This is a genomic window from Deinococcus radiodurans R1 = ATCC 13939 = DSM 20539, from assembly GCF_000008565.1.
Taxonomy (GTDB): Bacteria; Deinococcota; Deinococci; order Deinococcales; family Deinococcaceae; genus Deinococcus; species Deinococcus radiodurans.
The window spans coordinates 192,790-204,245 of record NC_001264.1; the positions used below are offsets into that span (position 1 = coordinate 192,790).

Sequence of the window (11,456 nt, forward strand, 5' to 3'; positions counted from 1 at the left end):
TCTTCTTGCCTTCTTTCCTTTCTTTCAGGAGTTCTGCTATGACGGCCCACGACGCCCAGCCCGAGCCCGCACGCTGCCCTTTTACCGGGCAGGCGGCCCCGACCGAAACCATCACCCGCCGCCACGTGCCGCCGCAGGGCGACCTGGCCCAGCCGGTGGAAACCTACGCCCGCGCCCGTGACCTGCTCAAGTCGGAGCAGGCGCAGCAGGCGGGCTTTCTGGCCGACATGGTGAGCCGCGTGCCGGGGTCGCAGCACCCGCCGGTCCTGTACCTCGAAGGCGAGGAACACACCGAAATGCGCCGCGCCACCGCCAAATACTTCACGCCGACCCAGGTGAACACCTACCAGCCCGACATCGCCCGCCTTGCCGACGAGCTGATCGGCAAACTCGCGCGCCGGGGCGAGGCGAAGCTCGACGACCTGAGCCTCGAACTCGCGGTGCGGGTCGCCGCCGGGGTGGTCGGGCTGACGAACAGCCGCCTGCCGGGGATGGACCGGCGCATCGAGCGCTTCATTCCCTCGGGAGTCGACGCCGAGCCGGGAGTGAAACTGGAGGGGGCCTCGCCGCTCGAAAACGCGCGCCAGGCGGCGAACATGGCGCTGTTCTACGCGCTGGACGTGAAACCGGCGATTGAAGCGCGGCGCAAGGCCCCCCAGGACGACCTCATCAGCTACCTGCTCTCGCGCGGCTACAACGACCAGGACATCCTCACCGAGTGCGTGACCTACGGCACGGCGGGCATGATCACCACCCGCGAGTTCATCAGCGTGGCGGCGTGGCATCTGCTGAAAAACCCGGAGCTGCGGGCCGCCTACGTCCACGGCACCGAGAAGGAGCGGCACGCCGTGCTGCACGAGATTTTGCGCCTCGAGCCGGTGGTCGGCACCCTGTACCGCCGCGCGGCACAGGAGATGACTGTGGGCGGCGAAGTCATCCCGCAGGCAGCGTGTTCGCCCTCGACATCGGGCAGGCGAACCTCGACCCGGCGGTGATGGGCGAGGGCGCCGAGCAGCTGTGCCCCATGCGTGAGCTGCCGCGCGGCGTGCAGGCGCAGGGCCTTTCGTTCGGTGACGGGCACCACCGCTGCCCCGGCGCGTTTCTAGCGATCAAGGAAACCGACGTGTTCCTGCGCCGGCTGCTGATTTGGAACGACCTGCACGTCGTGAGCGAGCCGCGCGTGACCTACAACGAGGTCATCAAGGGCTACGAGCTGCGCGGGTTCCGGGTGCGGCTGGGCGGAGCGAGGGCCTGAGGGACGAGGATATTCAGGAGCAAGGGGCGCTTCCAACGCGGGCGCCCCTTGCTCTTTCATTTGACAGAATGAGTTTCTGTTAGAGCTGGTCTGGACGCCCCCTCACCCCTTGCTTCGCAAGGCCCTCTCCCGCAAGGGTAGAGGGTCAAAGACATGCAATATCTTTATGTCAAAAGCTCCGAATGTATTCGAGCGAAAAGGGGCGCCACATTGAAGGCGCCCCTTGCTCGTTTGTTTTGCTCTTACCTGAGAGCCGCTCGCAGGTAAGGCGCCGTCACACTTCCCGCCGCCTGCGCCACCTCGGCGGGCGTGCCCTGGGCCACCAGCCGCCCGCCGTCCTCGCCCGCGCCGGGGCCGATGTCGAGCACCCAGTCGGAGGCGGCCACCACCTGCATCTTGTGCTCTACCGCAATGACGGTGTTGCCGGCGTCCACCAGCTTGACCAGTTGCCGCTGCAAACGCTCCACGTCGGCGGGGTGCAGGCCGGTGGTGGGTTCGTCCAGCACGTAGACGGTGCCGCCGCGCCCGCTGCGCTGCAACTCGGTCGCGAGTTTGATGCGCTGCGCCTCACCGCCCGAAAGTTCGGTGGCGGGTTGCCCCAGCCGCAGGTAGCCCAAACCGACCTCGCGCAGGGTGTCCAGCGCCCGGAAAATGGCGCTCTCGTCGGCGAAAAAGTCGTGTGCCTCGTCTACCGTCAGGGCCAGCACGTCGGCGATATTTTTGCCACGGTACTCCACTTCCAGCGTTTCGGCGTTGTAGCGGGTGCCGTGGCACACCGGGCAGGGCGCGTACACGCTGGGCAGGAACAGCAGTTCCACCATCACCCAGCCCTCGCCCTGGCAGTGTTCACAGCGTCCGCCTTTCACGTTGAAGGAGAAGCGGCCTGCGTTGTAGCCGCGCTTCTTGGCCAGCGGGGTGGCCGCAAACAGCTTGCGAACCTGGTCGAAGAGCCCCGTGTAGGTCGCCATGTTGCTGCGCGGAGTGCGGCCAATCGGCTTCTGGTCCACCCGCACCAGCCGGGTGATCTGCGCCAGGTCGCCGCCCAGCCGCGCGCTGCCGGCGGTGTGGTCGGCGGGGTCTTCGTCGTCCTCGGGGTCGGGGTTCACCGGCTGTCCGAAGTGCGCCGCCAGCGCATCCACCAGCGCCTGACTCACCAGGGTGGACTTGCCCGAACCCGATACGCCCGTCACCGAGGTCATCACGCCCAGTGGAAAGCGCACGTCCAGATTATCCAGGTTGTTGCGGGTCACGCCGTTCAGTTCCAGCCAGCCGGCAGGCTCACGCGGCGTATGCGGTTCGGTGTGGCGGTCGGCAAAGAGATACTGGCCGGTCTGGGACTCGGGCACGTGTTTCAGCCCTTCCGGCGGCCCGCTGTAGAGAATTTCCCCGCCTTTCTCGCCGGCTTCCGGGCCCACGTCCACCAGCCAGTCGGCGCGGCGAATCACGTCCAGATCGTGTTCCACCACGAACAGGGAGTTGCCGCCCCGCTTGAGGTTCTCCAGCGCCGAGAGCAGCGCCTCGGTGTCGGCGGGGTGCAGCCCGGCGGAGGGCTCGTCCAGCACATACACCACGCCGAAGAGGTTGGAATACAGCTGCGTGGCGAGGCGCAGGCGCTGCAACTCGCCGGGCGAGAGGGTGGGCGTGGAGCGGTCCAGTCCCAGATAGCCCAGCCCCAGGTGCAGCAGCACGTCCAGCCGCTTGACCAGGTCGGCGGCCATCCGTTGCAGGGCGATGGCCTGCTCGGGCCGGTTCTTGACGCGTTCGGCGTGGCCCGGTTCGCGCTCCTCGGCGTAGGGGCGTAGTAGCTCCGAGACTCGCGCCAGCGGCAGCCGCGACAGCTCGGTGATGTCCAGCCCGGCAAAGGTCACGTTCAGCGCCTCCTGACGCAGCCGTTTGCCGTGGCACAGCGGGCACTCCTCAGAAATCATGTAGCCCTGCACCCGCTTTTTCATGGAGGCGCTTTCGGTATTGGCGAAGGTGTGCAGCACGTGGCGCCGGGCGCTGGAAAAGGTGCCCATGTAGCTGGGTTCCATCTTCTTTTTCAAGGCGCGCTGCGTTTCGGCGGGGGTCAGGCCCGGGTAGACCGGCACCACCGGCTGCTCGTCGGTAAAGAGAATCCAGTGACGCGTTTCCTCCGGCAGCTCGCGCCAGGGCACGTCCACGTCGATGCCCAGCGTGACCAGAATGTCGCGCTGGTTCTGCCCACCCCAGGCCTGCGGCCACGCCGCCACCGCCCGCTCGCGGATGGTGAGGCTGGGGTCGGGAACCATCGAATCCTCGGTGACGGTGTACACCCGGCCCAGCCCGTGACATTCCGGACAAGCGCCCTCGGGGGTGTTGGGCGAAAAACCCTCGGCGTACACGATGCCCTGGCCGGGCGGATAGTCACCGGCGCGCGAATACAGCATCCGCAGCAGGTTGGAGAGGGTGGTCACGCTGCCCACCGAGGAGCGGGCGGTGGGCGTGCCGCGCGCTTGCTGCAGCGCCACAGCAGGGGGCAGGCCGTCAATGGCGTCCACGTCGGGCACCCCGGCCTGATTGAACAACCGCCGGGCGTAGGGCGACACCGATTCGAGGTAGCGGCGCTGCGCCTCGGCGTAGAGGGTGCCGAACGCCAGCGAGGACTTGCCCGAGCCGGAGACGCCGGTAAACACCACCAGGGCGTCGCGCGGCACCTTAACCGAGATGTCTTTGAGGTTGTGCTGACGGGCGCCGCGCACCTGCACGAAGCCGCCATCTGGAAAGTCAGGAGAAGGGCGGGAAGGAGTCATTGCCCGGCAGTATGAGCGGCGGCGCCGGGAAGGCGGGAAAAGTCGCAAGGTTGGCTGAAAAGGCGGCGGGTCGCTCTCCCCTGTGCCGCGCGATGCGCTACACTGCCGGGCTGACTGCACTGCTGGGCCGGCCGCTGCCCCGAACACGGGGCGGGACAGGACAGACCGCAGGACCAGAAAGATCCAGAAAGATAACGACAAGGCGCCCCGGCAACGGCGCATGGAGGACGATGTGACCACAACCGAACGCCTGCCCGCCCCCCCCCTGGACACCGCGTCCAAGCGCGTGGGCTTTATTTCCCTCGGCTGCCCCAAGGCCCTGGTGGACTCCGAGCGGATTCTGACGCAGCTGCGGGCCGAAGGCTATGAGGTGGCCCCGAGCTACGAGGGCGCCGACGCCGTGATTGTCAACACCTGCGGCTTCATCACGCCCGCCGTGGAGGAGTCGCTCTCGGCCATCGGGGAGGCGCTCGACGCCACCGGCAAGGTCATCGTGACCGGCTGCCTGGGCGAGCGACCCGAGAAAATCATGGAGCGGCACCCCAAAGTGGCGGCCATTACCGGCTCGGAAGCGGTGGACGACGTGATGGGGCACGTGCGCGAACTGCTGCCCATTGACCAAGGCGCCTTCACGGGTCTGCTGCCGGTGGCGGCGCCGGGGATGCGGGCGGGCGTGGAAACGCCGCAGCGCGAGAACACCCGTCACGGCGACGTCTTCGCCCCGAGTGTCAAGCTCACGCCGCGGCACTACGCCTACGTCAAGGTGGCCGAGGGGTGCAATCACACCTGCGCGTTTTGCATCATTCCCAAGCTGCGCGGCCTGCAAGTCTCGCGTGACGCGGGTGCCGTGCTGTACGAGGCTTACCGCCTGATTGCTGGGGGCACCAAAGAGCTGATGATCATCGCGCAGGACACCTCAGCCTACGGGGTGGACCTCCGCTACCGCGAGAGCGAATTCCAGGGCGAGCAGGTCCGGGCGCACCTCACCGACCTCGCCGTCAAACTCGGGGAGATGGGCGCCTGGGTGCGGATGCACTACGTCTACCCCTACCCGCACGTGGACCGGGTGGTCGAGCTGATGGCCCAGGGCAAGGTGCTGCCGTACCTCGACATTCCACTGCAACACGCTTCGCCCAAGATTCTGAAGCTGATGCGGCGCCCCGGTGCTGGCAAGCAGCTCGACACCATCCGGCGCTGGCGCGAGATTTGCCCGGAACTGGTCATCCGCTCGACCTTTATCGTGGGCTTTCCCGGCGAAACCGAGGAAGATTTTCAGGAGCTGCTGCAATTTCTGGAAGACGCGCGACTCGACCGGGTGGGCGCTTTCCCGTACTCCGACATCGAGGAAGCCGACGCCAACGCCCTGCCCGGCGCCGTGCCGGAAGAGGTCAAACAGGAGCGCCTCGCCCGCTTCATGGAAGTCGCGCAGCGCATCAGCACCGAGAAGTTGAGTGAGAAAGTGGGCCGCGTGATGGACGTGATTATCGACGAATTCAACGACGACGAGGACGACCAGCCCGGCACCCGCCTGATCGGGCGCACCAAGGGCGACGCGCCGGGCATTGACGGACAGGTGTACCTCTACGCCGGGGACTTCGCCGGGCTGGTCAAGATCGGCGACATCGTGCGGGCACGCATTGAGGACAGCGACGAGTACGATCTGTTCGGAGAAGTGATCGAAAAACCCGAGTGGAAGCCGAACGTGCCGCAGCTCGGGCATTTCGGCAAGCACTGATCACTCTGGGCCGCAAAATTCCGGAATACAGCCGCTTTTGCCCTCCCAGTCGAGTGTTTGTGGGGTGGCACTCAGCCAGCGGGTCTGACCGTCCGCGCCCGTGATCAGGAGACCGGCGCGAACTTCGTATTTGCCCGCCGGGGCCAGGGTGCCGTCGCTGCGGCGGGCGTTCCAGCTCGCGTCGAGCCTTTCGCCTGCTCGGGCAGGGCAATGGTTGGCCCGGCTGCTGGCCTGCAACTGGCGGGCAAAGACCACTTCCCCGCTGCGGGCGTCCCGGACTGCCGCCACGAAGGTGCAGTTTTTCGCTCCCTCGACCGCCGCCACGTTCAGGGGCTGGAAGCGCAGGCCAAAGCTCACGCCCTGGGGCGACGACCAGCGACTCACCTGCAATTCGGCGTCTTGCGGCTGGCCCACAGGCGGCAGCAGCGGCGCGGGCTTGACCCAGATGCCAAGCCGCGCGAGCGAGACGCCCTCCCTCTTCGCCAGCGCTTGCACGGCATCACGGGCGCGGGCGTCGGGCACGGTCAGCAGCAGTTTGGGGACGCCGTTTTGGACCGCGAACTTCACGTCGTAGTCAATGCTCTGCACCGTTCGGGCCGGCGAAAAGACCTGCAACGCCTTTCGCATGGTGCTCGCCGGGGTGGCGGGCAAGACCGTGAACGTCACGTCCGGCGCCCGCACCGCGTTTTTGCCCTCCCCGTAGGCGGCTTGCAGGACGTACTTGCCGGGGGCCACCACCTGACCGCGCGTGTCGAGCAGGTCCCAGAAGACCGGCCAGCGGCCCTGAGCAACCAGTTCCCCGGTCTGACCCGGCGCAACGACGAGCGGTGGAGAGCCCACTTGCGCACAGCCCCCCGGCGCCGGAACAGGCCGGACTTCGGTGCCTGTCGTGGCGTTCAGGACGCGATACTTGAAAGTGAAACAGCCCTGCGCGAGCGAAATGGGCTTGCGGCCAGTGTTCGTCAGCTTGAAACTCAGCGGCAAAATGTCGCCCTGCGCCACCTGCGCGGGCACGTTCAGCGCGGCGCGGTGCGGCTGGCTCAGGGTGCTGCGCGGCGGCAGGGTGGGCGACGCGGCGGCCACGAGGTCGAGCGCGTCCGCCGGGATGCCCTTTTGCCGGAAAAACTCGGCGGCCTGCTGACGGTAGGCGGCGTGCTGAAAGGCGATGTGGAGCTTGTTGGCCTTCACGTCCACGTAAATCTCGCTCCAGCCGCGCAGGCCGCGCGCCAGAAACCGCGCCTGCGAGAGCTGCGCGGCGTTGTACTTCACCGGCACGAAGCGGGGAGCCGTCAGGGTGTGCCCGGTCTGGTTCAGGCTGGCCCCGCGCTGCTTTTTGACCTCGGCCAGCACCTGCCGCCGCGCCGCCGGGTCCGTGCTGGTCACGGCGAGCGCCACGCCCCCACCTTCCACCCACAGCCCCGCGAAGGCCGGCGCCCGGAGCGCCAGCGCTGCGTCGTCATCGCCAGGGGTCACAGGAAGGGCACCGAAACTGGTTTTGACCGGCGGATTCGGGGCAGCCTGGGCGTGTGCCGGAAGCAGCAGCAGGGTGGAGAGCAGCAGAAGCTTACGCATGGCCCAAGCATGAGGGCTGAAAGCTGACGGCGTGTTAGAGCAGGCTGACGCGCTCGCGGCCTTGCGCCACCCGCGCCGCCGCCTCAGCGTGGTCGCACCACTCGATTTCCACCCCCGGCAGGCATTCGCGCAGCAGTTCGGGAAAAAGCGAGCTGACCCGCAGGGCGCCGCCCGTCGCCCGCAGGGGCAGGTCGCCCGCCCGCACCTGCACCCGCCGCCCGAGTTCGGCGAGCGACGTGGCGGCCTCACGCAGCAGTTCCAGCGCCGCCGCGTCGCCCCGGTCCGCTCCCCGGCCCACCGCCGGCGCGAGGCGGGCGAGGGCCGACGCTCCCGGCGCGGCGTACACGAAGGCGCGCAGGGTGTCCCAGTCGAGGCCCCCGGTGATGGCGGCGACTTCCTCGGCGAGTGGCCCCGTCGCTTCTCGCCCAAAATCGAGCGCGTCGGTCACGTGCCGCAGCGCCCCCCGGCCCAGGCTGGCCCCGGCCCCGTCGTCGCCGATGCGGTAGCCCCGGCCCCCGGCACGGAAGGTGTCGCCGCTCGCCGTCACGTGATAGGCGATGCTGCCGGTCCCGGCGTAGATCAGGATGCCTGCACCGGGCGCGAAGTGGGCGCGGTAGGCGAGGGCGAGGTCGCCTTCCACGCTCACCTGCTGCGGCGACAGGCCGAGGGCCGCAGCGAGGTGCGCCCGCGCCGTCTCCGCCTGGGGCGACCCCGCGCTCAGACCGGGCAGCCCGGCGTGAAGGCGCTCCGGCAACGCGGGCAGGGCGTCTCTTAGGCTTCTGAGCGCCGTCTCCCCCGCTGGCGTCCCGAGCAGGGCAGTCGTGAGGGGCGGAGCAGTGCCTGCCCCCACCCGTTGTGGGCCGCGCAGCAATACCCACTGCGTGCCGCTGCCCCCCGCGTCCAGACCGAGGGCGAGGGGCGGCAGTTTGGGAGCTGACGGGTGAGCGGGCGGCGTGTGGCAAGGCATGGGGGACAGCATGACATTTTGCGTTTGGCACGGGGCTTTCCTCTAACGACAATTCAGCGAACTGTCATGGCGCTGAGGCTGGGGAGCTCCATTGTCGGCGGTGGCGGACGCGGCATGGCGGCTTCGGGGATGCTCGCCCCCGGCCTGACCGAGCGCAGCATGGCCGCCACCGTCATTCCCGGCAGCCACAGCAAAAAGCCGCCGCTGCCCGCGTCCGAGAGTGCCCTCTACCACCCGTCGAACGCCCTGCGTGAACGCGGCGACTCCCCCGGCCACATGCACGACACGAGCGCCTACACCGAAACCGCCTCGCGCTCCGGGCTGCTGAAAGTGGCGGCGGGCATCGGACTGGCGGCGCTGGCGTGGCAGGTCTTGCAGCGGGAGTGATGCGCGGCAAAAAAGAGAGGTGGGAAGACTCGCACGCTTCCCACCTCTCTTTTATTTATTCAGCGCCAGCTTCTCAATTCCGGCGTCAGGTGACCTTCCTCGTTGAAGGAGTCGAGGCTCAGGCGTCCGCCACCGAAGGTAAAGCGCGTCAGGCTGCCGTTTTTGACCCGCCAGTTGAGTTTGAGGGCCGAGGCGTCGGGCGCGTCAAGGGCGAGTGCCACCGCCAGCCCGATCACGCCGCCGCTGGTAAAGAGGACGGCGGTGGTGCCCGCCGGGAGCCGCAGCACGTCGCCCAGGCCAGCGCGGACGCGCGCGCGGAAGTCGGCCCAGCCCTCGACCTCGGGGTGGGTCACGGTGCCCGCCTGCCACGCCGCCGCCAGCGCTTCGAGCATCCGCTGAAAGTGGCGGTTGCGCTCGGGCGAGTCGCGGTGCTCGCGGAAAGTCGTGGCAAGGGTGCCGAATTCGGCGTCCTGCTGAGCCAGCAGCGGGGCCAGTGTAGTCACCAGCCCGTCGCCGTCGAACTCGGAGAGGCGCGGGTCGAGGGTCGGCGCGGGCCAGCCCGGCTCATTCCCGGTCTGCCCTTCCCCGGCGAGTTCCGCTGTGCGCCGCTGCCGGACCAGCGAGCCGTGCAGGACGTGGGTGGGCCGCACCCCCTGCGCGGTGAGCGCCGCGCCCACCGCGCGGGCCTGCTGCTCACCGAGGGCCGAGAGGCGGTCGGTGGCCTTCTCGAAGGGCGTCGCCTGACCGTGGCGGACCAGAATCAGTTCACTCATCGGTGGCCTGGGACGGAGGGGTCTGGGACGGTGCCGTCTGCAACTCGCCCTGCGCGCCGGGCGCCTGCGCGATGCGGCGCCACGCCTCCTCGATCAGCCACTGGGCCTGCCCGGCGAGCGGGGCGAAGCGCGGGTCCTGCGTCTGGCCGAGGCGGTAGCGGGCGAAAATCTGCAGGACGATGACCGCCAGCTTGAAGTGCCCGAGGACCTCGTACCACGCCACGTTGCTCACGTCGCGGCCACTGCGCTCGGCGTAACGCTCAAGCAGCTCTTCGCGGGTGTAAAAGCCCTGGTCACTCGCCGCCGCGCCGATGCGGTTGGGCACGCCACCGGGCTGGTCGGGAATGGTCCAGTAGGTCAGCGTGAGGCCGAGGTCCACCAGCGGGTCGCCCACGGTGGTCATTTCCCAGTCGAGCAGCGCCGTGACTTTCGAAGGGTCCGCCGGGTCGAGCATCAGGTTGTCGAGCTTGAAATCGTTGTGGACCAGCGTGTGCGCCGTTTCGTCGGGCACGTTCGCTTCCAGCCAGGCGATGACGAGTTCGTCGCGCAGCTCGGCGGGCGGGGGCAGGTCGCCCGAGTCCTTGAGCAGCTCGCGCGCCCGGCGCCAGCGTCCGGCCCAGCCTTCCACCTGACGGCGGTTGAAGCCCTCCGGTTTGCCGATGCCGCGCAGCCCCGCCGCGTCGATGTCCACCGCGTGCAGATCGGCCAGTGTGTCGGCCAGCGCCTGCGACATCTGCCGGGGGGCGTCGGGGAGTGCGGCGTACTCGGCAGGCAACTTGGTACGGACCACCGTGCCGCGTCGCCGCTCCATCAGATAAAAGGGAGAGCCGAGCACCGCCGGGTCCTCGACGAGCAGCGCCGGAGCAGGGGCCACCGCCAGCACCGGGTGAATCTTTTCAAGCAGGTGGTACTCGCGCGCCATGTCGTGCGCGCCCTTGGCGACGGGGCCGAGCGGTGCGCGGCGCAGCACATATTCCTGGTCGCCGGCCCGCAACAGGTAGGTCAGGTTGGAAAACCCGCCGGGAAACTGCTCGACTTCGAGGGCATCCACGTCGCCGGGCACCTGACCGCGCATCGCGTCCCGAAGGCGGTCGAGCGGCAATTCCTCGCCGGGGCGCACCGGGGCGGTATCGGGCCGCCCGCCCGTGGTCACGGGTGGCCCTCGGTGCGGGGGGCCTGACCGGCGGCGGCTTCGGCGGCAGCCTGGGGTGCCTGAGCAGCATGTGCCTCGACGAGCGCCATCGCCTTGGTCCGCAGGTGGCGCATCTTACTGATCCACACGTCGTAATTTTCCGCCTTGTTGCGGAAGGATTTGAGGGTGGTGTCGTGGGTGGTGATCAGGAAGCCGTCTGCCCGCAGCACCTCCAGCGCCTTCTCGACGAGTTCGTCGGTGGTGATGGCGGTCTGCTGCAAAATCGGCGCGTTCTGCACCATCGGGGTCCAGACGCCCTCGGGACACAGGCAGGTGACCTTAATGCCCCGGTCGCCGTAGGTCACCGCCAGCCACTCGGCAAAGGCGAGCGCGGCGTGCTTCGTCACCGCGTAGGGCGCCGAGTGCAGTTCGGTGAGCAGGCCCGCCGCCGAGGCGGTGTTCAGGAAATGGCCCTCGCCGCGCTCCAGAAAGTGCGGCAGCAGGTGCCGGGCGGCCCAGACGTGGCTCATCACGTTGATGCGGTGCACGAGGTCCCAGACCTTGTCGGGCGTTTCCGGCCCCTCGCCCTGCGCGACGCCCGCATTCGAGCAAAACAGGTCGATGCGGCCTTCCTGCGCCAGCACGTTCTCGATGATGGCCTGCACGCCCTCCTCACGGCTGATGTCGGCGGGGATGAAACGCGCACCGATCTCCTGCGCCTTCTGCGCCCCGACTTCGGCATTGCGGTCAGAGGTGATGACAGTGGCGCCTTCCTGCACGAAGCGGGTGGCGAGCGCGAGACCGATACCCGAAGCGCCGCCGGTCACGACGACGATTTTGTTCTGAAATTCCATGGGGACTCCG

General features: G+C 68.4%; 10 protein-coding genes. 4 read left to right on the forward strand and 6 right to left on the reverse strand.

All coding sequences use genetic code 11. From position 1 onward, the window contains the following. Positions 1-38 precede the first annotated feature (38 nt). Both DR_RS14530 and DR_RS17000 read left to right on the forward strand, forming a co-directional pair. Complete coding sequence (locus tag DR_RS14530) at positions 39-995, forward strand: cytochrome P450 (RefSeq protein WP_234944704.1); 957 nt, start codon at positions 39-41, stop codon at positions 993-995. Next, the gene (locus tag DR_RS17000) at positions 950-1,255 is read left to right on the forward strand and encodes a cytochrome P450 (protein WP_234944705.1); all 306 of its coding nucleotides are present in this window, start codon (positions 950-952) and stop codon (positions 1,253-1,255) included. The genes DR_RS14530 and DR_RS17000 overlap by 46 nt, the downstream gene beginning before the upstream one ends. A 242-nt stretch (positions 1,256-1,497) precedes the next feature. On the opposite strand, the gene uvrA is transcribed toward DR_RS17000, so the two are convergent. Beyond that, positions 1,498-4,026 carry an excinuclease ABC subunit UvrA gene (gene uvrA / locus DR_RS14535; protein WP_034349876.1) on the reverse strand — a complete coding sequence of 843 codons (2,529 nt, stop codon included), beginning with the start codon at positions 4,024-4,026 and terminating at the stop codon, positions 1,498-1,500. 220 nt (positions 4,027-4,246) lie between these two features. On the opposite strand from uvrA, the gene rimO reads away from it, so the two are divergent. Then, complete coding sequence (rimO, locus tag DR_RS14540) at positions 4,247-5,761, forward strand: 30S ribosomal protein S12 methylthiotransferase RimO (protein ID WP_010889448.1); 1,515 nt, start codon at positions 4,247-4,249, stop codon at positions 5,759-5,761. Here rimO and DR_RS14545 read toward each other — a convergent pair whose 3' ends face one another. Together DR_RS14545 and DR_RS14550 are read right to left on the reverse strand one after the other, a co-directional pair. Further along, complete coding sequence (locus DR_RS14545; RefSeq protein WP_010889449.1) at positions 5,762-7,333, reverse strand: hypothetical protein; 1,572 nt, start codon at positions 7,331-7,333, stop codon at positions 5,762-5,764. 34 nt (positions 7,334-7,367) lie between these two features. Then, positions 7,368-8,300, reverse strand: a complete 933-nt coding sequence (locus tag DR_RS14550; RefSeq protein ID WP_010889450.1) for an N-acetylglucosamine kinase — start codon at positions 8,298-8,300, stop codon at positions 7,368-7,370. Positions 8,301-8,366: 66 nt separating this feature from the next. Between DR_RS14550 and DR_RS14555 the strand changes: the two genes are divergently transcribed. Further along, positions 8,367-8,687, forward strand: a complete 321-nt coding sequence (locus DR_RS14555) for a hypothetical protein (RefSeq protein ID WP_027479766.1) — start codon at positions 8,367-8,369, stop codon at positions 8,685-8,687. Positions 8,688-8,746: 59 nt separating this feature from the next. Here DR_RS14555 and DR_RS14560 read toward each other — a convergent pair whose 3' ends face one another. From DR_RS14560 to DR_RS14570, 3 genes are read right to left on the reverse strand one after another with little or no spacing between them, the layout of a single operon-like run. Then, on the reverse strand, positions 8,747-9,460 hold the full coding sequence (locus tag DR_RS14560) for a histidine phosphatase family protein (protein ID WP_010889452.1): 714 nt from the start codon (positions 9,458-9,460) through the stop codon (positions 8,747-8,749). Beyond that, positions 9,453-10,613: a phosphotransferase family protein gene (locus DR_RS14565; RefSeq protein WP_010889453.1), complete on the reverse strand. Its 1,161-nt coding sequence runs from the start codon at positions 10,611-10,613 to the stop codon at positions 9,453-9,455. Before DR_RS14565 ends, DR_RS14560 begins: the two co-directional genes overlap by 8 nt. After that, complete coding sequence (locus DR_RS14570; RefSeq protein ID WP_010889454.1) at positions 10,610-11,446, reverse strand: SDR family NAD(P)-dependent oxidoreductase; 837 nt, start codon at positions 11,444-11,446, stop codon at positions 10,610-10,612. Before DR_RS14570 ends, DR_RS14565 begins: the two co-directional genes overlap by 4 nt. Positions 11,447-11,456: the final 10 nt, after the last annotated feature.